Origin of the sequence: Mycobacterium sp. D16Q13 (assembly GCF_002013375.1) — a bacterium.
In the GTDB taxonomy this organism is placed as follows: Bacteria; Actinomycetota; Actinomycetes; order Mycobacteriales; family Mycobacteriaceae; genus Mycobacterium.
The window spans coordinates 145,703-171,693 of sequence record NZ_MAEW01000011.1; the positions used below are offsets into that span (position 1 = coordinate 145,703).

General features: G+C 65.5%; 15 protein-coding genes. 6 read left to right on the forward strand and 9 right to left on the reverse strand.

The genetic code is table 11. The features are described 5' to 3' along the window. Positions 1 to 13 precede the first annotated feature (13 nt). The 4 genes from uraH to B4400_RS13745 all read right to left on the reverse strand — a co-directional run bounded on the left by uraH (position 14) and on the right by B4400_RS13745 (position 3,645). Complete coding sequence (uraH, locus tag B4400_RS13730; protein WP_078310855.1) at positions 14 to 337, reverse strand: hydroxyisourate hydrolase; 324 nt, start codon at positions 335 to 337, stop codon at positions 14 to 16. Further along, a complete protein-coding gene (gene uraD / locus B4400_RS13735; RefSeq protein ID WP_078310856.1) occupies positions 334 to 876 on the reverse strand; it encodes a 2-oxo-4-hydroxy-4-carboxy-5-ureidoimidazoline decarboxylase in 543 nt (180 codons plus the stop codon). Before uraD ends, uraH begins: the two co-directional genes overlap by 4 nt. Beyond that, the gene (locus B4400_RS13740) at positions 863 to 2,815 is read right to left on the reverse strand and encodes a solute carrier family 23 protein (protein WP_078310857.1); all 1,953 of its coding nucleotides are present in this window, start codon (positions 2,813 to 2,815) and stop codon (positions 863 to 865) included. Before B4400_RS13740 ends, uraD begins: the two co-directional genes overlap by 14 nt. A 119-nt stretch (positions 2,816 to 2,934) precedes the next feature. Then, positions 2,935 to 3,645, reverse strand: coding sequence for a GntR family transcriptional regulator (locus tag B4400_RS13745; RefSeq protein ID WP_078310858.1), 711 nt, complete (start codon positions 3,643 to 3,645; stop codon positions 2,935 to 2,937). Positions 3,646 to 3,801: 156 nt separating this feature from the next. Here B4400_RS13745 and B4400_RS13755 point away from each other — a divergent pair, with 156 nt between their 5' ends. Continuing rightward, on the forward strand, positions 3,802 to 4,542 hold the full coding sequence (locus B4400_RS13755; protein ID WP_078310860.1) for an aspartate/glutamate racemase family protein: 741 nt from the start codon (positions 3,802 to 3,804) through the stop codon (positions 4,540 to 4,542). Here B4400_RS13755 and puuE read toward each other — a convergent pair. Then, on the reverse strand, positions 4,497 to 5,462 hold the full coding sequence (gene puuE, locus B4400_RS13760) for an allantoinase PuuE (protein ID WP_078310861.1): 966 nt from the start codon (positions 5,460 to 5,462) through the stop codon (positions 4,497 to 4,499). The two genes, B4400_RS13755 and puuE, sit on opposite strands and share 46 nt — an antisense overlap. Before the next feature lie 165 nt (positions 5,463 to 5,627). On the opposite strand from puuE, the gene B4400_RS13765 reads away from it, so the two are divergent. Next, a complete protein-coding gene (locus B4400_RS13765; RefSeq protein WP_078310862.1) occupies positions 5,628 to 7,145 on the forward strand; it encodes an NCS1 family nucleobase:cation symporter-1 in 1,518 nt (505 codons plus the stop codon). Here the strand turns inward: B4400_RS13765 and B4400_RS13770 are convergent. After that, positions 7,133 to 7,726, reverse strand: coding sequence for a nucleotidyltransferase family protein (locus tag B4400_RS13770; protein WP_078310863.1), 594 nt, complete (start codon positions 7,724 to 7,726; stop codon positions 7,133 to 7,135). The genes B4400_RS13765 and B4400_RS13770 overlap by 13 nt on opposite strands. Before the next feature lie 74 nt (positions 7,727 to 7,800). On the opposite strand from B4400_RS13770, the gene dctA reads away from it, so the two are divergent. Genes dctA through B4400_RS13790 form a run of 4 tightly spaced genes read left to right on the forward strand, consistent with a single transcriptional unit; the run spans position 7,801 to position 12,486 of the window. Further along, a complete protein-coding gene (gene dctA / locus B4400_RS13775) occupies positions 7,801 to 9,162 on the forward strand; it encodes a C4-dicarboxylate transporter DctA (protein WP_078310864.1) in 1,362 nt (453 codons plus the stop codon). A gap of 25 nt (positions 9,163 to 9,187) precedes the next feature. Then, the gene (locus B4400_RS13780) at positions 9,188 to 10,465 is read left to right on the forward strand and encodes a DUF6986 family protein (protein WP_078310865.1); all 1,278 of its coding nucleotides are present in this window, start codon (positions 9,188 to 9,190) and stop codon (positions 10,463 to 10,465) included. After that, the gene (gene alc / locus B4400_RS13785; protein ID WP_078310866.1) at positions 10,462 to 11,478 is read left to right on the forward strand and encodes an allantoicase; all 1,017 of its coding nucleotides are present in this window, start codon (positions 10,462 to 10,464) and stop codon (positions 11,476 to 11,478) included. Before B4400_RS13780 ends, alc begins: the two co-directional genes overlap by 4 nt. A gap of 51 nt (positions 11,479 to 11,529) precedes the next feature. After that, positions 11,530 to 12,486, forward strand: a complete 957-nt coding sequence (locus tag B4400_RS13790) for an alpha/beta fold hydrolase (protein WP_078310867.1) — start codon at positions 11,530 to 11,532, stop codon at positions 12,484 to 12,486. Here the strand turns inward: B4400_RS13790 and B4400_RS13795 are convergent. The 3 genes from B4400_RS13795 to B4400_RS13805 all read right to left on the reverse strand — a co-directional run bounded on the left by B4400_RS13795 (position 12,483) and on the right by B4400_RS13805 (position 25,861). After that, positions 12,483 to 24,554: a non-ribosomal peptide synthetase gene (locus tag B4400_RS13795; RefSeq protein ID WP_078310868.1), complete on the reverse strand. Its 12,072-nt coding sequence runs from the start codon at positions 24,552 to 24,554 to the stop codon at positions 12,483 to 12,485. The genes B4400_RS13790 and B4400_RS13795 overlap by 4 nt on opposite strands. An 89-nt stretch (positions 24,555 to 24,643) precedes the next feature. Continuing rightward, positions 24,644 to 24,853: an MbtH family protein gene (locus B4400_RS13800; protein WP_078310869.1), complete on the reverse strand. Its 210-nt coding sequence runs from the start codon at positions 24,851 to 24,853 to the stop codon at positions 24,644 to 24,646. A gap of 69 nt (positions 24,854 to 24,922) precedes the next feature. Then, the gene (locus B4400_RS13805) at positions 24,923 to 25,861 is read right to left on the reverse strand and encodes a methionyl-tRNA formyltransferase (RefSeq protein ID WP_078310870.1); all 939 of its coding nucleotides are present in this window, start codon (positions 25,859 to 25,861) and stop codon (positions 24,923 to 24,925) included. Between the last annotated feature and the right edge of the window lie 130 nt (positions 25,862 to 25,991).

Below are 25,991 nucleotides of genomic sequence, written 5' to 3' on the forward strand. Positions count from 1 at the left end.
ATGCTTTCCTTTCTCAGCTGCCGCGATAGGTGGAGTAGGCGTACGGGCTCAGGAGCAGCGGGACATGCAGGTGCCCACTACCGGCCGCCCGGAAGCTAATGATCACTTCCGGATAGAACCCATCGATCGCGTTGTCGGTGAACCAGGTTCCCGTGTCGAACACCAGCCGGTATGTACCGGCGGTCAGCACTGTCCCAGCAAGATCGGCAATCCTGCCGTCGGAATCTGTTGTACCACTGGCCACCAGAGACTCCGCGGTGTCCAGCAGAGTCACACGCACACCCTGCGCCGGCCGCCCGGAAACCGCGTCCAGTACATGGGTACTCAAACCCGTCACGATCCGTCCTCCGTCTCGATGTCATCGGCATGCCGACCTGCCGGGCCCAGCATCCGCGCCAGGCGACTGCGATTGATCTTGCCCAATTCCATTCTCATGACGCGGCGTTCATTCTGGGGGTCATTCTTGAGCCGCTCCTGCAAGATCGCCAGCAGTTCCCCGGCCGGCCTGCCATTGGCAAACACGAGATACACGTAGCCAAAACGCTTCTCGTATTCCGCATTGCCTTCCTTGAGCTGGGCCAGCACCGTGGCCTCGGCGCCGGCCACGCCGGACTGCTCCCGGCGCGAGGCCGCGTTATCGGGCCGCTCCCCGATCCTCGGGTGCCCGTCGAGCGCCTCGTCCAGATCGGAGTCGGTGAGCTCGGCCAGGATCAGGTCCGCCCGGTTGTACAGCGCCTCCTCATCGCGAAAGGGGCGCCCGGACGCCACCCGCACCGCCCATATCCGCGAGGTGCAACACTCGTAGAGCCAGTGGATCGCCTGGTTATCGGTGAGCTCGTTGAAGCTCTCGATTCCCCGCCAGTCAACGCGCCGCATGGAAATCCTCGTAACGCCCGAAGCGGGCAGCCGTGATGGGATTGGCGTCGGCCACCAGATCATCGAACCGGTAATTGGCGATCTTCGCGATCTCGATGAGAGCGAAGGAACGCTCGCTGGTTGTCGAATTCTCCATGCGGCTCCACCCGTTGCGCAGCACCCGTTCGTACCGCTCGGTCTCTCGTGCGCAGATCACCAGCGGGAAACCGAAATGCTCGCGATAGGCGCTGGCCAGGCTCACCACATTGTTCAGCTCACCCTCGTCGAGGGTCTGCAGGATGGTGTGGTCGACGGCTGCCATCTCCCCAGCTTCGTCCTCGGCACCCAGATCGGGGAACGATCTGATGAGTTCGAGCTGCTGCTCGTCGCTGCCGGTGAGCATCGCCTCCTGGAATGCGCTGCGCAGATCGTGTGCGTCGGCAAAAGGCCGCTGCTGGTAGGCGCGATCCACCACCCAGTGCACGTCCTGGACCAGGCTGCCGAACGTGTGGCGGAACTCGTCGAGGGTCATCTCATTGACCTGCGCGAGCCGAATGGCGCCTCCCCCAGCCACCGCCAGGCCGCGGCTGCCGGTGTGGAAGAACAGCAGGTTCAAGACGATCGCGGTGATGGCGCCCATGGTGATGCCGGTGCTGAACGGGATCTGCAGCAGCCCCGGTACGGCCTGGTCGATTCCCGGGAGCGCGGGAACCGCGATACCGCGCCCGTGGTCCAGGACAGTTGACGGGCCCGAGGACTGGGAGAACTGCACGTACATCCCCATGGCCAGCGAAGTACTGGCGATGATCAGGTTGCGGTGGTCGTTGAAATCAACCTTTCCCAGCGTCTGGATGCCGACGACGGCCACCGTCGCGAATAAAGTCATCGCGGCCCCGCCTAGCACCGGAGCCGGAATCGACTCCACGATCTTGGCGGTCTTGGGCAGCACACCCAACACCATCATGATCACCCCGGCGGTCGCTACCACCCAACGACTCTTGACCCCGGTGAGGCGCACCAGCCCGACGTTCTCCGAGAACGCCGTGTACGGAAACGAGTTGAAGGTGCCGCCGATCATGGTGGCGATGCCGTCCGCGCGCACCGTGGCGGCGATATCCGCCCCGCGCACCCGCTTGCCGACGATCTCGGCGGTGGCGAAGACCGCGCCGGTGGATTCGACAGCGGTCACCATCAGCACCACGATCAGCGACACCACCGCAATAACGTCAAAGCGCGGGGCACCGAATGCGAACGGCGAGGTGAAGCCGATCCAGCCCGCCTCACCCACCCGCGTGAAATCGGTGTCACCGGCAAGCCAGGCGATGGCGGTACCGGCAACCAGACCCAGCAGCACCGCGATGGTGCTCCAGAAGCCCCGGAAGAACCTCTGCATCAGCACGATCAGCACGATGGTGCCCACCGCGTACATGAGCCAGCGCCCGTTTCCGGGATCATGCGCGGCGACCGGGCTGTGCGGGTTGCGGACGGCGTCACCGATGCCCACCGGCAGCAGCGACACCCCGATGATCGTGATGACCGACCCGGTCACGATCGGCGGGAAGAAGCGGATGAGGCGAGCGAAGAACGGCGCGATGAGAAACGTGAAGGCGCCCGCCGCGATGACAGCGCCGTACACGGTGAGCAGTCCCACCCTGCCGCCGCCGTGGTCGTTGGCGATCTTGATCACCGGGGCCAAGGTCGCGAAGGTGACCCCTTGGAGCAGCGGCAGCCGCACGCCGATCTTCCAGAACCCGACCGCCTGCAGGATCGAGGCAATACCGCAAGTGAACAGGTCTGCGGTGATCAACATGGTCAGCGCCTCGGCGTCCAGGTCGATGGCGCGCGCGATGAGCAGCGGCACCAGCACCGCGCCGGCATAGAACGCGATCACATGCTGGATGCCCAGAGTGACGAGTTTGCCCGCAGAGGGCACCTCGTCGACGGGATGGACTCTCCTCATCGCAGAACCTCCCTGCCTCGGTGCGTCCGCGCCTACTTGCCGACCGCCGAAGCGACGCTAGATCGACCGTGTTGCGGCCAGGTTGCCGGGTGTCTATATCTTCCCGGCGGGTCACCACGCTACGTCTCCGCGATCACGTCCAATTGTCCTGCGGCAGCGACTATCACCGACTCCAAGCGGTCGTGGTGGGTGGCTGCGACGGCCAGCAGAGCCTCGGTATCGCGCCTTGCCACCGCTGTGATCATCGCCTCATGATCGGCGTGTAGCTGCAGCTGATCCGACGCGGAAACCGTCCGCATCACCTGGAACGGTTCGGTCAGATTCCAGGTGGCCTCGAACATGTGCAAGAGGCGGTGCATGCCGCAGGGAATCACCAGTGCGCGGTGAAAACGACGGGAATGTAGGTGAAATGCCCGCGCATCGCCTTCAATGGTTGCCTGTTGCAGCAGCTCATGTTCGGCCAGCGCGCGATCCAGATCCTCGGGCGTTGCAAGCGCCACCGCCTGTGCGAGCGCGGCACGCTCGAGAACGCCTCGGGTGAAGTAGATCTCGCGAAGCTCCGGCAGCGTGAGCTGAGCCACGCGGTAGCCCCCATTGGCCCGATGGTTGACAAGCCCTTCGGCGACAAGGGTCTTGAGTGCTTCCCGGACCGGGATGGGGCTGATTTGGTAGGTGTCGGCTACCTCGCTGATGGGAATCATGGAACCTGGCGGCGCGGCACCATCAAGGATGGCCCGCCGCAACCCGTCGAGCACGCTCGTCTGGTCATGCCCGGACCGGTTGGCGCGCAGCTCGTTGATCAGCCTCCGGTAGCGGAACGTACGTGACATTCGCCCTCCATCGCCGTCTGCCGAACCTCGATCTTGTCAGCGGTCGTGCCCGGCTGCCATCGCTGGCGACACAGAGTTAACGCGAACGTTTCATGACGCGGCGGCCACGACAACGCCACACCCCACGTGCGTCGCGGCCGACGTACCCTGTCGGCCATGCGCATACGCGTCATCAATCCCAACACCACCGAGGCCATGACGAAGGCCGTCGAAGCGGTGGCGCGATCAGCGGCCTGGCCGGGAACCAGCATCAGCGCGGTCAACCCGGAGATGGGGCCGGTCTCGATAGAGAGCCACTATGACGAGGCGTTGAGTGTGCCCGGTGTGCTGGCCGAAATCCGCCGCGCGGAATCCGAAGGTGCCGAAGGGTACGTGCTGGCCTGCTTCGGAGATCCCGGGCTTGATGCCGCCCGGGAACTGGCGGCCGGTCCGGTGGTCGGCATCGCCGAGGCCGCCATGCACATGGCCAGCCACCTCGGCAGGGGGTTCAGCGTGGTCACCACGTTGGAACGCACCACCGGCCGCGCGTGGGACCTGGCCGAACGCTACGGGATGTCCCGCTTCTGCCGGGGCGTGCACGGTTGCGATATCGCGGTACTGGACCTGGAAACGAACCCCAAGACCAAGGACATTCTCGTCGAGCACTGCCGACGCGCGGCGCGCGATGACGGCAGCGATGTGATTGTGCTGGGTTGTGCGGGAATGGCCGGGCTGTGCCGGGACATCTCCGCCGAGATTGGACTACCGGTGATCGATGGTGTGGCAGCCGCGGTGAACCTGGTGCAGTCGCTGGTATCCATGGGCCTGCGCAAGTCAGGACGGGGCGAGTTCGCCCCACCGCCGATCAAACCCTATGCCGGACTGATGGATTCGTTCGGTTCGGTACCTGCGGGGTGAATCCGGCGCCAATGTTCGGCGATGTCGATGCGTTTGGCGATCCACACCCCCTCATGAGCCTGCACATGATCGAGGAACCGCTCCAGCGCGACTGTCCTCGCCGGCCGACCCACCAGCCGGCAGTGCAGGCCTACCGATAGCATCTTCGGACTGCCCGCCTCCCCTTCGGCGTACAGGCAGTCGAAGGCATCACGCAGATGCGTGAAAAATTGTTCCCCGCTAGGGAATCCGGCCGGTGAGGCGAAACGCATGTCGTTCGTGTCGAGGGTGTAGGGCACCACCAAGTGTTCGACCCCAGCGCCGTGCGCAGGTACCCGCACCCAGTACGGCAGGTCATCGGCATAAGAGTCGGAATCGTAAGCGAATCCCCCGTGCTCGACCACCAGTTGCCGGGTCTGTGGGGAGTCACGGCCGGTGTACCAACCCAACGGGGCGGCTCCGGTGAGATCACGCAGAATCTGGACCGCCTGTGCCATGTGCTCACGCTCGATATCCGGGGACACCAGCTGGTAGGACTGCCACCGCAGCCCATGGCACGCAATTTCGTGCCCGAGCTCACCAAACGCCGCCACCGCCTCCGGGTTGCCTTGCAACGCCCGCGCCACGGCGAAAATCGTCAGCGGTAGGCGCCGGCGCTCGAAAACCCGCAGTACCCGCCAGAGCCCGGCGCGCGAACCGTATTCGTACAGCGATTCCATGCTCATGTGCCGGTTCGGGAAGGGATCGGCCGGGACCATCTCCGACAGAAATGTCTCCGAGGCCGCCGATCCATCCAGGACGTTGTTCTCAGCGCCCTCTTCATAATTGAGCACGAACTGCACCGCGATGCGGGCCTCACCGGGCCACCGCGGGTGCGGTGGCGTGCGCCCGTAACCCACCATATCGCGGGGTGTCGCCTGTCCAGTCTCGTTATGAGCCATCGTGGGCACGATAGTAGGCCGCCCGATTTGCCGCATCGAATCACGTTCCGGTGGAGTAATTCTGGCCTGGGAAAATATTGTTTCTGCGCAACACGATGGCAACACCGACCACTTAACTTCGGGTCACCAGCTTTTCTGGCTGGTCGACCATTCGCAGGAGGTTACGTGACCGGCGTACTCACGGCTGACGCCAGCGCTCCCGCCAGCGGGCACAGCGCCGCCGGGGACAGCGTGATCAAACCCGGGTACGACCCGGCGTTGACCAACGGCGATCTGGCCCCGCTGCGGGCGCAGAGCTGGACCAGCTACAACTTCTTCGCGTTCTGGATGTCCGATGTCCACAGTGTCGGCGGCTACGTCTTCGCGGGAAGTCTTTTCGCGCTGGGAATCTCAGCCTGGCAGGTGCTACTGGCACTGACGATCGGCATCGTGGCGGTGTACTGGCTGTGCAATCTGGTGTCACGACCTTCCCAGCAGGCCGGCGTGCCATACCCGGTGACCGCCCGCATCGCGTTCGGAGTGCGGGGCGCCAATCTTCCCGCTGTGATCCGGGGCCTCATCGCCGTCGCCTGGTACGGCATCCAAACCTATTTGGCTTCCACGGCATTCGTACTCCTGGCGGTGAAGTTCGAGCCTTCCCTGGGTCGTTACGGCAATGCCGGCGAGTACGGCTTTCTCGGGTTATCGCTCCTCGGCTGGGGCGGCTTCCTGCTGATGTGGGTGCTGCAGGCCGCCGTCTTCTGGAACGGCATGGAGGCGATTCGTAAGTTCATCGACTTCTGTGGGCCCGCGGTGTACGCGGTGATGCTGGCATTGGCGCTCTATCTCGTCGTCGCGGCCGGCTGGGAGAACGTGCATTTCGGCCTGGCGTCGGGTCCGCCGAAAACCGGGCTCGCCGCGGTGGCGACTGTGTTGAGCGCGATCGCGCTGGTGGTGTCGTACTTCTCGGGGCCCATGCTCAACTTCGGCGACTTCTCGCGGTACGGGCGCAGCTTCGAAGAGGTCAAGCGCGGCAACTTCCTGGGATTGCCGTTGAACTTTCTGTTCTTCGCGGTGTTGGCGGTGTGCACGGTGTCGGCAGGGGCGACGGTCATCGGCCGCGGCGAGGACGGCGCCATCATCACCGACCCGGTGCTGATCGTGGACAAGATCGACAACACCACCGCGGCAGTGCTGGGTGTTCTCACCTTCGCGATCGCCACCATCGGCATCAACATCGTGGCCAACTTCGTCTCGCCCGCTTTCGATTTCTCCAACCTGTCCCCCACACGGATCAGCTGGCGGGCCGGCGGCATGATCGCGGCGGTCGGCTCGATCCTGATCACCCCCTGGAATCTGTACAACAACCCGGACACCATCCACTACACGCTGGACACCCTGGGCGCGGTGATCGGCCCGCTCTTCGGAATCCTCATCGCCGACTTCTATATCGTGCGCAACCGCACCATCGAGGTCGACGACCTCTTCACCCTGTCCCCGGCGGGCACGTACTACTACCGCGGCGGGGTCAACCCAGTGGCGGTGGCCGCGACTGTCGTCGGGGCGCTCACAGCTATCGCGATGGTGGTCTGGGGCAGCGCATACCTGGCGAGCTTCACCTGGTTCGTGGGTGCCGGAATCGGCTTCGGCATCTACCTGCTGGGCATGCGCTACGTCCCGGCACACGTGATCTATGGCCGGTAGTCCTGGTCGGCGCCGTCGCCGAGGTAATCACACGGCACCTCGATCACATCGGAGCGTGCGCTCAGGTACGGCCCGGCCCCCCGGTCACCTACCAGTGCGCCCAGCACGGGGCCGAAATGTTCCGAACCGATGTACACCGGATGCCCGGGACGCCCCGCGAATGTCGCACGGGCCAGTGCCGAGCGCCGGTGCTCACTTGCGCGCAGCACCGCGCGTACCGCCTCCGGGCCGACGGACGGCAGGTCGACCAGATGGATGAGGACTCCCGCCACATCTGTTCGCGAGCGCAGCAGGTCCAGCACCGATCGCACCGATTCGGACGCACCGTCGCGCCACCGAGGAACCTCAATACCCCGGGCAGGAAAAGGCATGTCGGCGTGCGCGGCACCCTGCGTCACGTAGATCTCGTCGCAGCCCCCACGGTCCAGCGCCTTCACCGCGAGCGCGAGCCAGCGCCCTTCCTCGGCAAGGATCTTCGGCATGCCGTAGCGGGTGCCCGCTCCTGCCGCGAGTACCGCGCCGGCAACGACATCCGCCCTGGCATCGGGCGCGGCGAAGCTCATAGTCCTATCGAACCTCATGACCGCCGTCCGCGTAATACGCACTGCATCCCGCGTTCACATTCGTTAAACAGACCGTCGTTACGGTCGCGCCCATGACGGCCGCGATCGAGGTACCCGCCAGCGAGATGGTGCGTTTGGCGAACAAGCCGCCCTGGTACCGGTCGCTGTTCGTCCAGCTGCTGGCCGCCATCGTCGCGGGTGTGCTCATCGGCTGGCAGTGGCCCGGGGTCGGTGCCGACCTGCGCCCGTTAGCGGATGGCTTCATCAAGCTGATCAAGATGCTCATCGCGCCGATCATCTTCTGCACGGTCGTCCTCGGCATCGCGCACGTCGGGGATCTCAAGTCCGTCGGACGGATCGGCGTCAAGGCGCTCATCTACTTCGAGGCGGTCACCACCTTCGCGCTGCTGTTCGGTCTGCTGGTGGGAAATCTCGCCAAGCCGGGGGCAGGGTTCCACATCGACGCCGGGACGCTGGCGACAGGTGCCGATGCCATCGCCAAGAAGACCAACAATGGCGAACTGCCACACACCGTCGAGTTCCTGCTCGGCATCATCCCCTCGTCCATTGTCTCGGCCTTCGCCGAGAACGCCTTGTTGCAAGTGCTGTTCTTCGCCGTACTTTTCGGCTTGGCGCTGGCCAAGTTCGGCGAATCGGGACCACCGGTAGTGCTGGAATTCATCGAGCACCTCAGTCACATCTTCTTCACCATCATCGGGTGGATCATGCGGCTGGCACCGCTCGGGGCGCTCGGGGCCATGGCCTACATCGTGGGCCAATACGGGATCGGCTCGCTGGGCAGTTACGGCAAGCTCATCGCCGCGTGCTACGTGGCCGCGTTGCTGTTCATCGGGGTTCTGGCGGTGATCGCGCGGCTCTTCGCGGGAGTGAACCTGTGGAAGTTCGTCGTCTACATCAAGGACGAGCTCTTCCTGGCCCTCGGCACGGCCTCCACCGAAGTGGTGTTGCCGCGCATCATGACCAAGCTGAATCACGCGGGGTGTTCCAAGACGACCACAGGACTGGTCATTCCCACCGGGTACTCCTTCAATCTCGACGGAGCCACCCTGTACCTGTCGATCTGCGTGCTGTTTCTCGCGCAGGCGCTGGGCGTCGACCTCAGCATCGGCGAGCAGATCACCGCCGTGCTGGTGCTCATGCTGACCTCCAAGGGCATGGCAGGCGTGCCGGGTTCATCGTTCCTGGCGCTCTCGGCGACCGTGGCGGCGATAGGCCACGGGGCCATCCCGGTGGCCGCCGTCGCCCTGCTGCTGGGCGCCGACCGGATCATGGACTCGATGCGGGTCTCGGTGAATCTGCTGGGCAACTGCGTGGCGACGCTGGTGGTGGCCAACTGGGAAGGCCAACTCGACAAGGACCGCATGCGCGCGGTTCTCGCCGGTGAACAGGTCGCCGACGAGCCCGAGGAGGAATCCCCAGCTGCACACGCCTGAGCGCCGCCGCAGCGAGTCTGCGAGCATGGGACCCGTGTCAGCGGCTTCTACGTCCCACCCGCCAGAGGCCGATGGTCCCGACTGGCTGGCTCCTATCGCAGAGCTGGTGGCCGGTCTCGACGCCGAGCTGGCCTCTGCGTACCCCGATGGCCGCGGCGAACCGCAGCCGATCCACACCGCGTACGTCAGCGCGGCGCTGGCCGACGTCCAGACCCCCGAACAGTGGGGTGCCGCAGCACTCGAGCTCGCCGGGCGCCATGAGCAAGCGCTCGCGGCCCTCGATACACAGGGAGTCCTCCCCCGCGTCAGGGAGAGGCTTGCCACCGACCCGATTCAGGACCTGCGGCTCGATTTCGAGGACGGCTACGGCTGGCGCGCGGACAGCACCGAGGACGCAGACGCACGCACGGCGGGACGCACCTTGCGCTCACTGTCGATCGCGGCGAATCCTCCTGCCGTACTGGGCATCCGGATCAAGGGCCTGACCTCCCAACACCTGCGGCGCAGCGTGCGCACATTGGAACTGGTGCTGGACGGCGCGTCGGGGGTGCCGCGCGGATTCGTCACCACCATCCCGAAATTTCGCGCGCTGGCTCAGGTCGAGGCGGCCCTGCGTTTGTTCGACGAACTCGAGCGGGTACACGGATTACCCCATGGTTCACTGCGTTTCGAGCTTCAGATCGAAAGCCCGCAAGCAGTGCTAGGCGCCGACGGCACCGCCACCCTGGCTCAGGCCATCCACCTTGGGCAGGGGCGCCTCACCGCATTGCATTACGGAACCTATGACTACAGCGCCGCCTGCGGGATCGCCGCCGAACACCAGTCGCTGGAACATCCCGTGGCCGATCACGCCAAGGCGGTGATGCTGGCCGCCGCAGCCCAGACCGGTGTCTGGGTGTGCGACGGCTCCACCCAGGTGATCCCGGAAGGCACCCCCGAACAGCAGGCCGCCGCGATCACCAGACACCACCGGCTGGTCACCCGCGCCCTCGAACGCGGCTACTGGCAAGGCTGGGACATGCATCCCGGGCACTTGATCACCCGGTGGCTGGCCACCTACGCATTCCACCAGCGGGCGCTGGCCACCGCCGGGCCCCGCATCGATGCCTACCTGCGGCGCCAGGGCGGCGCGATCGTCGACGAACCGGCGACGGCGCAGGCGCTGGCCGGCGGAATACTGCGCGGCTTGGACTGCGGCGCCTACTCCCCCGACGAGGTCGCCGCCGTCGCCCCCGGATGCGACCGCGCGGTACTGGACCAACTCGTGCAACGCACCACAACAGGAGATACCGACCAGCAATGACCAGCAATACACCCGCAGGGCTGCCCGATTTCACGATGCTGCCCGACTTGGCGCTGCGATCCCTGGGCGGAGCGGTGATCTGGGCCAACGACGACCTCTTCGCTGAGAAGGAGAACCTGATCAAGCCCGGCCCCGCGGACTACCGGCCCGCGACCTTCGGGCACAAGGGACAGGTGTACGACGGGTGGGAGACCCGGCGCCGGCGCGACCCCGCGGGCGAGCCCGGCCACGACGCCGCCATCGTCCGGCTGGGCGTCCCCGGTGTGATCGCGGGCATTGTCGTCGACACCGCGTGGTTCAAGGGCAACTACCCGCCGGAGATATCGGTCGATGCCGCCGAGATCGAGGGGTACCCGCCTGTGGACGATGTCGCGCGGAATACCAACTGGCACAGCATTATCGGGCGTACGAAAGTCTACGGCGACACCCGCAACGTGTTCGATGTTGACTCGACGCAGCGGTGGACACACGTGCGGTTGACGATGCACCCGGACGGCGGTGTCGCACGGTTGCGGGTGCACGGTCACGGCCGGCCCGACCCGCGATTCCTCGACGCCGGCCAGTTTGACCTGGCCGCCATCGAGAACGGCGGGCTGGTGACCGATTGCTCCAACCGTTTCTACAGCTCACCTCAGAATCTGCTGTTCCCCGGTGTCGCGCGGGTGATGGGCGACGGCTGGGAGACCGCCCGCCGCCGCGACGGCGCCAACGACTGGGTGCAGGTGCGGCTCGCCGGTGAAGGAGTACTGCGCCTGGCCGAGATCGACACCTCGTATTTCGTGGGCAACAGCCCCGGCGCCGCGGGGCTGCAGGGCTTGAGCGCCCAGGGCGACTGGGTCCCGCTGCTGCCGCGCACCCCGCTACAGCCCGACACCCGGCACCGTTTTCTGCTGGATGGTCAGCAGCCCGTCACCGACGTCCGCCTGGACATCTACCCCGACGGTGGGCTGGCCCGCTTACGCCTCTTCGGTGACCTCACAGCGGCAGGGCGGGCCTCCCTCCAACACGGCTGACCGGTCCGCGCTTCGTGCGTCTCCCGGGTAGCGCCAATAGACTCCTTCGACGTGACCGAACGAGAGAAGACGGATTCCGCACCCACCAAGGACGCGGGGGCCGCGCTCGACGTGGAGGGCTCCGGTGTCCAACCCCCTGTCTCCGACCGGATACGCAGGGCTTTCTGGTGGTTAGAACGCCTCGCACCGGCCATCGGATCCCGGTGGGCGGTCGAGCTGTGGTGCACCCCGCCGGTCATCGAATCGAGTCTGCGCATGCCGCCCGGTGTGCCCCCCGGCGAGCCGCTGGAGGCTCACTGGGACGGGCACCGGATTGCGGGTGAGTCATGGGGCGAAGGGCCGACGGTCTACCTGGTCCACGGCTGGGGCGGGCAGCGCACGCACCTCGGGATCTTCATCAAGCCGCTGCTGCAGGCCGGTTACCGCGTCATCGCCTTCGACCTGCCCAGCCATAGCGAGTCCGCTGGGGGCGCGCTGGCACCCGGGCGCACCACGCTCATCGAGTGCGCGCACGCGGTGGCGGCCGTCATCAAGGAGCACGGGCCCGCCCACGCGGTGGTAGCCCACTCCCTGGGGGCCAACGCGACCACCTTCGCAGCCTCCTATGGCGCATCGGTGGGCCGCCTGGTGTACCTGGCACCAATGGGCGATTTCCCCCTTTACCTCGACCTGTTCGCCGCACGCCATGGCTTCGGCAAGCGGATACGCGCCGGACTGCAGCGACAGCTCGAGCGCCGCATCGAGATGACGCTGCCCGAAACCGAGTTGGTGCGCGTCGCTGCGACCGCCGGGCATCCTCCGCTACTGCTGATCCACGACCCCGACGACCCGGACACGCCGTACGCGTCAAGCGAACGTCTGGCGCAGTCATGGCCCGGAGCACGTTTCATCGCGACAAAGGGACTCGGGCGCCTGGCGCACTTCCGAATCCTGCGGCATCGTCCGGCGATCAACGCCGGTCTCGAATTCATCGGTCCCGCTGCCGAACTGCAGCCAGCTGACGCCTAGAGCATCCCGAGTAGCTCCATATCGGTGACGTACTTGACGATGTTCGGCGCCCCGACCTGAGGAATGTCTCTCTCGGAGCCAATCTTGGCTTCCTGCACCGCAGCGCGGAACCGATCGGCTGGGGCGAATGAACCCGCAGTCGGCACGATGGGCTTGACCCGCTCGGGATCTTGCACCAGCGTCAGATACATCTGCAGTACGGAGTTTCGCCGGTGCTTCTCGGGCAGCGCTTGCAATCCTGTCCCGAACCGCTGCAACCAGTCCTGGAAATCGTCGACGCGCTCGATGGGGTACCCAGCCTCGATCAGCCAGTCGACGTACTCGTCGAGACCGATGCCGTCATCGTGCGGGTTCATCACGTGATAGGTCTGGAACCCGTCAACCACTTGAACACCCAAAGTGGTGATGGCCTCGGCGACGAATTCCACGGGCAGCCCGTCGAAGTGCGCACGCCTCCGATTGCCTTCGGCGTCAAGGCGATAGAACGACTTGGGTGCCAGACCGGTGGTCACAATGCTCAGGATCATCTTGCTGAACACATCCGAGGCGTTCAGCTGACCCGCGTAGGTGGTATCGGCCAGGATCATGTCGCAGCGGAAGACACCGATCGGCAGCCCGCACAGATCATGGGCCTCTCGCAGCAGCACCTCTCCGGCCCACTTGCTGCTGCCATAGCCGTTGGCGTACGTGTCCTTGATGGCACGCGTGGCGCAGATGTCACGGATATCGGCGTCCTCGGTGAAGGCCACCCGTTTGACCGGGTCACCCACATTGGCCGTCGAGACGAACGTGAACATCTTCAGCTTCGCGGTGAGGGCCAGCCGGATCAGCTCCGCGGTGCCCGCCACATTCGGCCCGAACAACTCGCCGTAGGACAGCGCGCCGCTCACAACGGCTGCCGAATCGACGATCACGTCAACGGTATCGGCCAACCGCTGCCAGGTCTCCGTGGTCACACCGAGGTCTGTTTCACCCTTGTCACCGGCGATAACCTCCAAATGGTCCTCGGCCAGTTCGTGGAAGTGCCGCAACAGTTCCGGGTCGCCGCTGTCGAAGATCTGTTCCAGCCTGCGCCGGGCCTCGTCGTCCGACGAGGCCCGTACCAAGCAGATCAGCTTGCCGTCGAGCAGTTCGAGCTTTTCAAGCCATTGCAGCACCAGGTACCGCCCGAGGAAGCCGGTCGCTCCGGTCAGCAACACGGTGCGTGCTTCCCCGCTGGGCTTCGGCAGTGTTGTTGCGACGCTGAGTGTTTCCGTATCGATGAACTGATCCAGCGTCAGGTCGGCGGCCCGTACCTCTGCGACCTCGGAACCGTGCACGGCCACATAGCGCGGGTCGCTGGCATGCTTGTCCAGCTGTCCGCTCAGGCTGCTCACGGTGGGGGTGTCGAAGAGCGCGCGCACGGTCAGATGCGTGTTCATCGATTTGTTGATGGCGGCGATCAGGCGCATGGCCGACAGGGAGTCGCCGCCCAGATCGAAGAACGAGTCGTCGACGCCGACGCGCTCCAGGCCGAGCACATCCGCGTAGAGACCGGCCAGGGCTTCCTCGACCGGATTGGACGGCGCGCGGTACTGAGTTTCCTGATACTGCGGCTCCGGCAAGGCACGGGTATCAAGCTTGCCGTTGACCGTCAACGGCAAAGCGTCGATGACCACCACCGCCGCGGGCACCATGTAGGCCGGTATCCGCTCGGCCAGCGCCGCGCGCGCCTGGGCCGGCTCGATGGTCCCCGTGACGTAGCCGACCAGCCGCTTATCGCCCGGACGATCCTCACGCACAATCACGACCGCCTGCTCGACACCCTCGAGATCGGCTAGCGCGGTTTGGATTTCGCCGAGTTCGATGCGGTAGCCGCGAATCTTCACCTGATCATCGGCGCGGCCCATGTAGTGCAAGTTTCCGTCCGCACCCCACCGCACCAAATCCCCTGTGCGATACATACGGAGCCCTTCGTGACCCGGATCGACGAATGGGCATGCCACAAACCGCGATGCCGTCAGCCCTGCTCGGTGCAGATAACCGGCCCCGAGCCCGTGGCCCGCGATATACAGCTCGCCGACCACGCCCACCGGAACCCGTCGCATCCAGGTGTCCAGCACGAACAGCGCCGCCCCTGCCACCGGAACACCTATCGCGGGTGTTCCCGAACCAGCGGCCAGCGGGGGGCTCACCGTCACACAGAGGGTGGACTCGGTGGGACCGTAGGCGTTGACCATCACCCGTCCCGGCGCCCAGCGGTCCACCATCTCCGCCGAGCAGGCCTCAGCAGCCACCACCAGGGCCATGCCCTCCAGCGCCTCCGGCGACAGCGCGGCCGCCGCAGAAGGTGTCTGATGCAAGGCGGTGACTCCCTCGGAGACGAGGAACGCCTGGAAGTCTTCCGGGACCAACGATTCGGGCACCACCACGAGGCTGCCGCCGTGCAGCAGCGGGCCCCAGATCTCTTCCACCGAGGCATCAAAGGCATACGAGTACCACTGGGACCACACCTGCCCTGGCCCCGAGGGCACTCCGAGGTGCTCATACCCCAGCACCTGCGTCACGTTGTGGTGAGTTGTCGCCACTCCCTTGGGAACACCCGTGGTGCCCGAGGTGTACACGATGTGCGCGATATCGTCGGCGGCCGGCCCCGCCAAGGCGGTGCCGGGCTGGGTGCTCACCCCGGGATCGCTGATATCGAGGATCGGCATTGTGTACCCGTCCAGCCGCGAACGCAGCGCCGCGCTCGCGATGGCGGCGATCGGGCCCGCATCGGTGATCATGAATTCGATGCGCGAGTCGGGCACCGCCGGAGCGATCGGTAGGTATGCCGCACCGCTCTTGAGCACCGCCAGAATCGCGACGATCGCCTCACCACGGCGTTCCGACAGTAACGCCACGCACTGACCCGGTCCGGCGCCGTGCTCAACGAGCAGGTGCGCCAAACGATTCGATTCCTCATCGAGTTCGCGGTAGGTCCACGACCGCTGCCCGCATCTGATCGCGATCGCCGCTGGATTGCGAACCACCTGCGCTGCGAACAGTTCTGGTATCGACGTCGGTGTCACCGGCGCCGAGAGCACCGCGCGGTTGCCCAGTTCGTCCAGCCGGGCACTCTCGGCGGTGTCGAGCACATCTACCGCCGACAAGCGTTGCGAAGGGTTGGCCGCAACCGCCTCGAGTACCCGCTGCAGCCGCCCGATCAGCGACTCGACACTCACGAGATCGAATACATCGGTGCGGAACTCGACTGCACCCCCGAGACCGGCAGGCTCCCCGGCCTGGGTGAAGCGCTCGCCCAGGGAGAACGTCAGGTCCATGCGGGCGGTATTGGTGTGCACCGGTATCTGGGTGATCCGCAGATCGCCCAGCCCTAGTCCGTCGGCATCCTGTCCGGGAAGGTTCTGCCAGGTCAATCCGACCTGAACCAGGGGGTGGCTGCTCCGAGACCGGATGGGGTTGAGCCTTTCCACCAACACCTCGAAGGGCACATCCTGGTGTTCGAGCGCTTCCAGGCTGCGGGTCCGGACCTGCGCCAGCAGGTCCGCGAAGGTGGGATCGCCACCGGCGTCGACGCGCAACACCAGGGTGTTGACGAAGAAACCCACCAACTCGTCGAGGGCGGGCTCGTCGCGGCCGGCAACCGCGAACCCCACCGCCACATCGGAAGTGGCACTGATCTTCGAGAGCAGCACGGCCAGCGCCGCCTGGATCACCATGAAGCTGGTGGCCCCGTGTTCACGTGCCAGCGCCCGCACGGCGTGTTGCAGCTGCTCCGGCCACTCCAGATCCACACTGGCGCCGCGGTAGTCCGCGACCGCCGGGTAAGGCCGGTCGGTGGGTAGTGCGAGATGTTCGGGCATCCCGGCCAGCGCATCATGCCAATAGGCAACCTGGGTCGCAATGGCGCTCTCGCTGTCTTCGAGGTCGCCCAGCTGATCACGTTGCCACAGTGTGTAATCGGCATACTGCACCGGCAGCGGCGCCCACTCGGGGGCTTGCCCCCCGCACCGGCTGGCATAGGCCACCGTCAGGTCACGCATGAGTGGAGCCACCGACCAGCCGTCGGCGGCGATGTGATGCACCGTGGCCACGAGGATGTGCTCGTCATCGGCCACCGTGAACAGCTTTGCGTGCAGGGGAATCTCTGCCGCGAGGTCGAACGTATAGCGCGCCGCGGCGCCGATCTCTTCATCCAGCTGCGCGGGCGACCATGCGGTGGCATCGACCACCTCCCAGCCGAATTCCGCGCTGTCGGGTGCGAGCACCAGCTGGTACGGCACACCTTCCTCATCGCGGAACACGGTGCGTAGCGACTCGTGGCGGCTCACCACGTCGGACAATGCCGCGCCCAATGCGTCCAGGTCGAGCTGCCCGTTCAGCCGCAGCGCGACCGTCATGTTGTATACCGGTGAGGCACCGTGCAATTGGTCCAGGAACCACAGCCGCCGCTGCGAGAACGACAGCGGAATCACATCAGGCCGTGCGACGGGCACCAACGGTGCGCGCCCGCCCGAATCTGTTCGCAGGCCCGGGGCCAACTGGGCGATCGTGGGGGTGTCGAAGAGGGCGCGCACGGTCAGATGCGTATTCATCGACTTGTTGACGGCCGCGATCAAGCGCATGGCCGACAGGGAGTCGCCACCCAGATCGAAGAACGAGTCGTCGACGCCCACACGTTTCAGACCGAGCACGTGTGCGTAGATATCGGCCAGGATTTCCTCGACCGCGTTCGACGGTGCACGGTACTGCGTTTCCTGATACTGCGGCACCGGCAAGGCACGGGTATCGAGCTTTCCGTTGACCGTCAACGGCAGGGCGTCCACCACCACGACCGCGGCCGGCACCATGTAGGGCGGTAGCCGCTCGCCCAGCGTCACCCGCGCCGCAGCGGTGTCGACTCCCCCCGCCAGCTCCGCTTCCGGCGACTGCGTGACGTAGCCGACCAGCCGCTTATCGCCTGGTCGGTCCTCACGCACGATCACCACCGCCTGCTCGACCCCGACCACGTCGGCAAGGGCGGCCTGGATCTCACCGAGCTCGATGCGATACCCACGAATCTTGACCTGCTCATCGGCTCGGCCCAAATACTGCAAGTTTCCGTCCGCACGCCAGCGCACCAAATCCCCTGTGCGGTACATACGCTCACCCGCGGCACCAAGTGGGCAGGCCACAAACCGCGACGCGGTCAACGAGGACCGGCTCACATATCCGAGCCCCAGCCCGAGCCCCGCCACATACAGCTCACCGACCACACCGACCGGCACCGGCCGCAGCCAGGCATCGAGCACAAACAGCGCAGCCCCCGGCACCGGCCCACCGATCGTCGGCGTCCCCGAACCCGCGGCCAACGGTTTACTGACCGTCACGCACATCGTGGTCTCAGTGGGCCCATAGGCGTTCGTCATCACCCGCCCTGGCGCCCAACGGTCCACCAGCTCCGCCGAACATGCCTCGGCCGCCACTACCAGCGCCACCGAATCCAGCGCCGCTACCGACAGTGCCGACACGGCCGACGGCGTCTGGTGCAGCACGGTGACATGTTCGTCAATCAGCAAGGCCTGGAACTCATCCGGACCGATCGACTCCGGGATCACGAGCAGCCGCGAACCGTGGAACAGCGCACCCCAGATCTCTTCCACCGACGCGTCAAAGGCAAACGAATACCACTGCGACCACACCTGTCCCGGCCCCGAGGGCAAACCGACATGCAACGACTCCAACAACTGGGTCACATTGTGGTGAGTTGTCGCCACTCCCTTGGGAACACCAGTGGTGCCCGACGTATAGATGATGTGCGCAACATCGTCAGGGGCGGGTAGCGGTAGCGATGCTTCGGTCTGCGCAGCGATGGCCGGGTCGTCGATATCGACAACCACGACATCATGTGCCCCGAACCGACCGGCCAACGTCGCGGTGGTGATCACCGCCACCGGTTTCGCGTCACCGACCACGAAATCGATCCGGGCATCGGGCACCGCGGGGTCGATCGGCACGTACGCCGCCCCGGTCTTGAGTACCGCCAAGATCGCGATAATCCCCTCCGCGGACCGCCCGAACATCACCGCCACACAGTGGCCCGGTCCGGCGCCCAAGCCAATCAGACAGTGCGCCAGACGATTCGAATCACGTTCCACCGCAGCATAGGTCCACGACCGGCCCCGGCAACTCAGCGCCACCGCATCCGCGGTCCGTGCCACCTGCGCCGAGAACAGTTCCGGAATCGACGCTCCTATCGCCTGCTGATCCAGCACCGCGCGGTTACCCATCGCATCCAGAAGCACACGCTCATCGGCAGCCAGGACATCCACCGAGGACAACCGCCGCAACGGGTCGGCCACCATCGCGGCCAGCACGAGCTCCAACCGGCCGGCCAACACCACAACGCTTTCCGAATCGAACACATCGGTGTCGTGTTCGATGTTCAGCACCAATTCATGACCCGGTGTCACCTGTAGTGCCAGCGGATAGTGGGTGGCTTCCCGGCTGGAGAAGCCCGCGATCGCCAATTCTCCTGTGCCCATGACCGTCCCGAAGGCCGCCGGGTCGATCGGGTAGTTCTCGTACACGAACAGGGTGTCGAAGAGCTGGTCCTGCCCGGTGACTCGGTGAATCTCGGGAAGCGCTACGTGTTGGTGATCCAGTGTCCGGTTCGAGACGCTCTGCAGCTGCTCCAATAATTCGGCGGCGGTGGTCGTCGCGGTGATATGCGCGCGCACCGGCACCGTGTTGATCAACAGGCCCACCATCGATTCCGCCCCTGCGACCTCGGCGGGACGGCCCGAGACCGCAGCGCCGAAGGCCACATCATGCTGGCCGGTCAACCAGACCAGCAGCTGCGCCCAGCCCGCCTGCAGGACAGTGTTGACGGTGGTGTGGTGGGTGCGGGCAAGTTCGGTCAGCGCCCGCGTGGCCTGCCCGGAAAGTCGAAGCGATTGTGTCTGGCGCCGCCCCGATCCCAGCTTGTGCGACGGGCCTACCAACGCGGGCGTCTCGAACCCCGCCAGCACATCCTGCCAAGCAGCAAGAGCCGCATCACGATCCTGATCGGCCAGCCACGTCACAAACCTGCGGTACGGCACGGCCGGCGGCAGGCCGTGCCCGCCATAACTCGCGAAGATCTCTTGCAACAGGATGGGCAACGACCAGCCGTCGAGGACGCAGTGGTGACTGGTGAGGACAAGGCGGTGTTGGTCGCGACCGACTCCGATAAGCCCCACCCGGAACAGCGGCGGATTGGTCAAGTCACATACCGCCGCGCGCTCGGCAGCACACAGCTGTGCGATCTGGTCTTCGATATCGATACCCGTGAATTCGAGGTACTGCCAAGGGGTTACCGGGTCGCAGGGAATGCTCTGCACCGGCGGATCGAACTGCTGATGGAAGCGGGCGGCCAGGTTGGGGTGCCGAGCCACGACCGTATGCACCGCATCGCGCAGTCTGGGCGCATCCAGCGTGCCCGAGAGAGTGAGGTCCAGCTGCACCGCGTACACGTCGTCACTGCTGGCGTGGGCGGTGGCATGGAACAGCAGCCCCTGCTGCAGCGGGGTCAGCGGCAGCACATCGGCAACCCGGTGCAACCGCTCCAGCTCGTCGATCTGCTGCTGGGTGAGTTGTGCGGGCACGATATCCGACGGAGTCAATCCCCCGCCGCCGCCACGCACATGCGCACAGATGCCTGTCAGTGCCTCAATCCACAGCTGGCTCAGCCGAGTGATCTGCCCATCGTCCATCGAGGGCGCCCAGGTCCAATTGGCCTGCAGGGAGGGACCTGTGCCGGCACTTGATTCCAGGACGCCCGCATTCAGCGTCACGGTGTGCGCCAGCGCCAGCGGCACCGCGGCGGCCACCGCGGCCGCCGACAGGGCGTCGGGGCTCGGCAGCCACAAGCCGCCGACCTGATCACCGACGCCGCCCAGCCGTCCCAGATAGTTGAATCCGATAACTGGCTGCGCCCCAGCGAGATCCACCTCGGGATTCGCATAGCGCAACAAGCCGTACGTTATTCCGTCGGGCAGCGCGCGGAGCTGTTCCTTTGCCTCCTTGATCACCGCGCCCAACGCGGGGCCGCCGGCACTCACCTGCGCCCAGTCCAGCCGGCCCAGACTCAAGGCCACCGGGTACTTGCTGGTGAACCACCCCACCGTGCGCGAAAGGTCCACCGGCGGACTCCCGCCGGCGACCAATTCCTCCTGGCGCCCATGGCCTTCCACGTCAATGCCAACCGGTGCGCCGGTGTTGCCCGAGAACTGCGCGACTGCCATGCCCAACGCGACCAGCAAGATGTCGCCCACTCCGGCATGGAACGCCGCGGGCGCCTCGCCCAGCAAGATGCGGGTGGTTTCGGCATCCAGCGACGCCGACAAGGTGTGTGCGGTGGCATACGTGTCGAGCTCGGGCCGCACGGCGGGCAAGAGTGCGGGGATCGCCTGCACCCGCTTCCACGCGTCGACATGTTCGGCCACCCCGGCGGTACGCGCGTGCTCGTCGATCAATGCCGACCACCGGGCGAAGGACGTGCCGCCAGGCGGCAGGGCAACCGGTTGTCCGGCGCGACGCTGGGCCCAGCCGATGTTCATGTCTTCCAGCAGGATTCGCCAAGACACTCCATCGACCGCGAGGTGGTGAATGACCAGCGCCAACTGTGCCGTGGAGCTGGCCCACAGCGCGCTCAGCATCGTCCCGTGGGCCGGGCTCAACCGGGCCCGGGCCTGTACCAGGGCCTCGTCGGACAACACATCCACGGATTGCAGGCAGTTGCGCGCGTCCACCGTTTCCGCGTCGGGAACGGTCAACGACCAGCCTGCCGCACCGTTGTCTTCGGCACGCAGCCGCAGCATGGGATGGCGGTCCAGCAGAGCCTGAAGCACCACCAGCACATCGGCCTCGGTCACGGCGGCCGGGACCGTCACCACCATCGTCTGGTTGAACTGGTCTGACTCGCCCGGCACATCCCGCAGCCATCGCATGACCGGCGTCGCAAGCACCTCGCCCAGTCCGTCATCGGCCACGTCTGCATCGCCGACGACGGTGGTGGCCACTCGCGCCAGCCGTGCCACGGTCTGCTCGACGAAAATATCGCGAGGTCGGCACAGCACTCCGGCGGCGCGGGCCCGCGACACCACCTGCATGGACATGATGCTGTCTCCGCCGAGATCGAAGAATGAGTCGTCCACACCGACCCGCGGGAGCCCGAGGACCTGGGCGTACACGGCGGCCAGCGTCTGCTCAACCTCGTCCGTGGGCGCGCGGTACGCACCAGCATTCATCTCGGGTACCGGCAGCGCGCGGAGGTCGAGCTTGCCGTTGGCGGTCAGCGGAAGCGCGTCCAACACGATGATCGCGGACGGAATCATGTAGGCAGGCAGCCGATCACCGAGTGCGGCGCGGGTCCCGGCCGCGTCGACGGCACCGGTGATATAACCCACCAGCCGCCTATCACCCGGACGGTCCTCGCGGACCATCACCACGGCCTGCTCCACTCCGTGTGCACCGGCGAGCACGGTCTGCACTTCGCCCAGTTCGATGCGATTACCGCGGATCTTGACCTGCTCGTCGGCGCGGCCCATGTACTGCAACGCACCATCGGCGTTCCAGCGCACCAGATCTCCGGTGCGATACATGCGCGCCCCAGACGGCCCGTACGGATTGGCCACAAACCGCTCCGCCGTCAACGCCGCCCGGCCCACGTAACCAGATGCCAGTGCGGGTCCGGCCAGATACAGCTCGCCCACCACACCGATCGGCGTCGGGTTCAGCCCGGCATCCAGCACCAGGGTGCGCATACCCGGAATCGGGGCACCGATCCCGACCGGCTGCCCCGCCGCCATCGGCGCGGAGGTGGCCCAGATGGTGGCCTCACTCGGGCCGTAGGCGTTGACCAACCGCCGTCCCGGCGCCCAGTCATCCACCAGCTCGCGCGGACAGTCCTCCCCCGCGGTGACCAATGTGCCCAGACTGTCCAGCCGCATCCGGTCCAGCGACGACAACACCGTCGGGGTCAGCACCGCCGCGCTGACCCGCCGGACCTGCAAAAACTCCGTCAACGCCTCGGCGGCGTACACATCGCGCGGCGCCACTACCAGCGTGGCCCCTGCGCCGACCGCCCACACCATCTCGAAGACCGAGGCGTCGAATGTCGGCGAGGCCACCATCAGCACCCGCGCTTCGCCACCCAGTTCGAACAGATCTTGTTGCGCCGCCGCCACTCCCGGCAGCCCGGCGTGACCCACCGCCACACCCTTGGGGGTGCCGGTGGAGCCCGAGGTGAAGATCACGTACGCGGTGTTCTCCGCCCGCAGCGCCGCCGATCGATCGGCGTCGGTGAGCGTTTCGGCCGACAGCCCGGACACGTCGCGGCCGTCGATGCGCAGCACCGGACGAGCACCAGCCCCCGAAACCTCGTCGGTGCCGCAGGTCAACACGCACGCCGCCGCCACCGAGTCCAAGACCGCGGCAACCCGCTCGACCGGATGAGCGCTATCCACCGGCACGTACACCCCGCCGGCCTTGGCCACCGCCCACCACGCCACCACCAGCTCGGCACAGCGGTCCATCGCCACACCCACCGCACGTTCCGGGCCCACCCCGGTCTCGATCAGCACCCGCGCCCAGCGCGTCGACCATTCGTCCAACTCGCGGTAGGTCAATTCTCGGGCACCATCGACCACCGCCACCGCCCCGGGGGAAGCGGCTACTGCTGCGGCCAACAGTTGCGGTGCCACACCAACCGGCGCCTGTACGCCCGCACCGGACCACTGCGACAGCACCAGATCACGTTCCCGCTGATCCAACAGCGGGACCTCGCCCACAACCACCGAGCGCTCGGCCCCCAGAAGCCGTCCCAGGAGCGATTCCAAACGGGCTATGTGCCTATCGATCTCGGCAACGGTGTACCTATCGGGATTCCACGCGAACTGGATGCGCGACGTGCCGCCGCCCGGGCGCGGATAGATGTTGATCGCGATGTCCTGGACAGGGAAGGTGGTCAACACGTTGACCACCGCCTCCGACGGTCCGAAGAAGAACACATCCGCGAAGTCGAAGACGTTGATTACCTGGCCGAATTCGATGTTCGTGTCGCGACGTCCCGCATCGACGACCAGCTCCGGCCAGCGCCGGAACTGTTGGTGGCGCAGCGCGCCCACCACGGCCTTGGCGACCTGGTCGTCCAGCGCTCCGATGGTGTCCCCATCATCGACGGTGACCAACAACGGCACCAGATTCGACACCATGCCGCCACATCTCTTCAGCGCCGCGGTAGTCCGCCCGGACACCGGCAGCGACAATGAAACATTGTGACGCCCTGTCGTCTTCGCAAAGAAGGAGGCTAGCGTCGCGACGACTCGGGCCACCTCAAACTGACCAAGACCGTTCTGCGACAACAACTCATCGCACACCAATTCGCGTACCAGTGGGTGTCGCGGCGTGACGACACGCTCCATCCCCGCGAGATCAGCCGTCTCTATCGGACGGGATAGGACATTCTTCCAGTATTCGAAATCCGCATCGCTGCGCGAGGACTGCTGATACTTCTGATCGGCCTCGCGAATCACGGAGAACTCCGAGAAATCGACATCGGTCTCGGCCGCCACCGACCCCGAGTACACATCCGCGATATGCCTCAGCAGATTGTTGGTGGCATACCCGTCCAAGAGAACGTGATGTGTGCGCATGTAGAAGTACGACACATCGTCGGCTACCCGCAGGAGCGCGAAGTACGTGAGGCGCTCACTGAGCAAGTCGATGGGTCGGCGGTACTCCTCGTCCATCCAGTGGCGAGCAGCAGCGATAGCATCACGCTCGGAGCGTAAATCGATGCAGGGCATGATCTCCGGGAACGCACGGTCGACGACGAAGACCGGTTCGCCGTCCTCGATGGACAGCCGTGCACATGGCGTACCGAACCGTGCGGCCATCGATTCACAGGCCACCATCAACTTTTCGGCGTCCACGTCGTGATCGATCGTGACAAATCCCGCAAAATTGTAGGGAACCTCGGGGCGCAGTTGCTGCGCGACCCATATCGACCGCTGTGCGGCTGTCAGAGGTCCAAGAACGTCGGACTGCGTTCCATAGTTGAGCATGAGGACGACGAACTCCCTACTTGGGCCTGCGTACTGGCGTCTGAGATATCAGCGTTGAGATACCTTGGCGTGCAAGGTGAATAGGCCCTCTACGCGAGTCTTTGGCGTAAGTCCTTCGGCCGTATGTCGGGCCAATGCTCATCGATGTACTCGAGACACGCCGCACGGTCGGCATGACCGTAGACCACGCTCCAGCCCGACGGGGCATCGGCGAAGGACGGCCACAGGCTGTGTTGTTCCTGGTCGTTGACCAGGACCAGAAAACTGCCACTGTCATCGTCAAAGGGATTGGTTTGCATCGACTTTCCTCATCATCACGATCCGAGCGCAACGGCGCCGCATTCAGCACCGGTTCTGCCACCTCGAGATCACGTGTGGCTGTTGAGATATCCCCCGCGCCGGAAGTACTCTTCGCCACTGCGCTCCACTCCGTCGGCGCAACGGATGCGGGTGATCACCAGGCCGCGGTTGCCGACACGGTACGCATCGGAACCGCACACCACCACGCCGCCTTCCTCCTGGACGATCACCCGGCCCGGCGTCCCGCCGTAGCGGGCCTCGGAGATCCGCGCCTCCAAAACCTCGATCCGTTCACCGTCGTAGAAGGTGAAGGCGCGGGGGTACGGGTCTGACAGTGCGCGAACAAATCGCTCGAGATCCTCGGCAGGCCATGTCCAGTCAATCGCGCTATCCCGCTCTGAACGCTTGTGGCAGTAGGTCCGTTCGGCCTTGTTCTGCGGCCGCCAGACAGCGTTGCCGGACTCCAGCGCGCTGAGCGCTTCGGACAGCACGCCCGGAATCAGGTCCATCCCGCGCAGGACCAGCTCGGTGCCGGTGTCCGCGGGGCCGATCGGAAGCGAATGCTGCACCAGAATGTCACCGGTATCCAGCCCGCTGTCCATGCGGTGCACGGTCAACCCGAATTCGGACTCGCCGCTGATCAATGACCATAAAACAGGGGAAAATCCGGTGAATTTGGGCAGCAACGAATCATGGAAGTTCAGGGTGCCGTGTGGCGGGAAATCATAGAGTTCGACGGGCATCCGGTTGTACCAGCTATTGACGACGATGACGTCGGGCTCGGCACCCTTGACCAAATTGATGGTTTCGGCATCGACCCGCTTGGTGAAATGCACAGGAATACCATGCTTGCGTGCGAGTTCGTCGACCGGTGCCGACCAAATCGCCTTGTACGCCTCCTCGCTGGCCGGGTGCGTGACGGCGAGAACGACCTCATGCCCGAGATCAATCAGGGCCTGCAGGGTTCGGTAGCCCCAGACTTGATATCCGAACGACACAATGCGCATGTGCGACCCCTTAGCTCTTAAGCGCTGGTCAGGGGCTTATGCCCTCAAATTGAACACCACTGGCAGATCAGCTTAAGGGTTTCCGCAGGTTACGCAAGCCTTCCCTAACCCACAGGAAGGGGCCCCGGGG

Excerpts from the sequence above, each read along its gene's own strand:
- uraD (WP_078310856.1), bottom strand. The coding sequence starts at position 876 with ATGCGGCGCGTTGACTGGCGGGGAATCGAGAGCTTCAACGAGCTCACC.
- B4400_RS13740 (WP_078310857.1), bottom strand. The coding sequence starts at position 2,815 with ATGAGGAGAGTCCATCCCGTCGACGAGGTGCCCTCTGCGGGCAAACTC.
- B4400_RS13745 (WP_078310858.1), bottom strand. The coding sequence starts at position 3,645 with ATGTCACGTACGTTCCGCTACCGGAGGCTGATCAACGAGCTGCGCGCC.
- B4400_RS13755 (WP_078310860.1), top strand. The coding sequence starts at position 3,802 with ATGCGCATACGCGTCATCAATCCCAACACCACCGAGGCCATGACGAAG.
- puuE (WP_078310861.1), bottom strand. The coding sequence starts at position 5,462 with ATGGCTCATAACGAGACTGGACAGGCGACACCCCGCGATATGGTGGGT.
- B4400_RS13770 (WP_078310863.1), bottom strand. The coding sequence starts at position 7,726 with ATGAGGTTCGATAGGACTATGAGCTTCGCCGCGCCCGATGCCAGGGCG.
- dctA (WP_078310864.1), top strand. The coding sequence starts at position 7,801 with ATGACGGCCGCGATCGAGGTACCCGCCAGCGAGATGGTGCGTTTGGCG.
- B4400_RS13780 (WP_078310865.1), top strand. The coding sequence starts at position 9,188 with ATGGGACCCGTGTCAGCGGCTTCTACGTCCCACCCGCCAGAGGCCGAT.
- alc (WP_078310866.1), top strand. The coding sequence starts at position 10,462 with ATGACCAGCAATACACCCGCAGGGCTGCCCGATTTCACGATGCTGCCC.
- B4400_RS13795 (WP_078310868.1), bottom strand. The coding sequence starts at position 24,554 with ATGCTCAACTATGGAACGCAGTCCGACGTTCTTGGACCTCTGACAGCC.
- B4400_RS13800 (WP_078310869.1), bottom strand. The coding sequence starts at position 24,853 with ATGCAAACCAATCCCTTTGACGATGACAGTGGCAGTTTTCTGGTCCTG.
- B4400_RS13805 (WP_078310870.1), bottom strand. The coding sequence starts at position 25,861 with ATGCGCATTGTGTCGTTCGGATATCAAGTCTGGGGCTACCGAACCCTG.